General features: G+C 61.5%; 1 pseudogene. It reads right to left on the minus strand.

Annotation, left to right across the window (positions count from 1 at the left end):
- Nucleotides 1-408: pseudogene (locus tag K9U40_RS24265) on the minus strand (endopeptidase La); the annotation flags it as partial.

Genomic DNA, 408 nt, shown 5'->3' on the forward strand with positions numbered 1-408 from the left:
TGCTTGATCTTGGTGCGCTTGCTCCAGGGCAGGCCCGTGAGCACTTCGATGTAGTTGCGCACGACGGTGGCTTCCGCCGACATCGGCGACATGAGCTTGAGCTTCTTGAGCTCGGCCTCGGCCTTCTTGCGCGCGTCGGCCGGCATCTTGGCGGCCTTGATCTTCTTCTCGATCTCCTCGATGTCCGCGCCTTCCTCGCCTTCGCCCAGTTCCTTCTGGATGGCCTTGACCTGCTCGTTCAGGTAGAAGTCGCGCTGGTTCTTCTCCATCTGCCGCTTCACGCGGCCGCGGATCTTCTTGTCGACGTTGAGGATGTCGACTTCGCGGTCGAGCTGCTCGAAGAGGTTCTCGAGCCGTTCCTTCACGTCGGCCAGGTCCAGCACCGCCTGCTTGTTCTCGAGCTTGAGC

The sequence above is a fragment of the Xanthobacter autotrophicus genome (genome assembly GCF_030015065.1).
In the GTDB taxonomy this organism is placed as follows: domain Bacteria; phylum Pseudomonadota; class Alphaproteobacteria; order Rhizobiales; family Xanthobacteraceae; genus Xanthobacter; species Xanthobacter autotrophicus_D.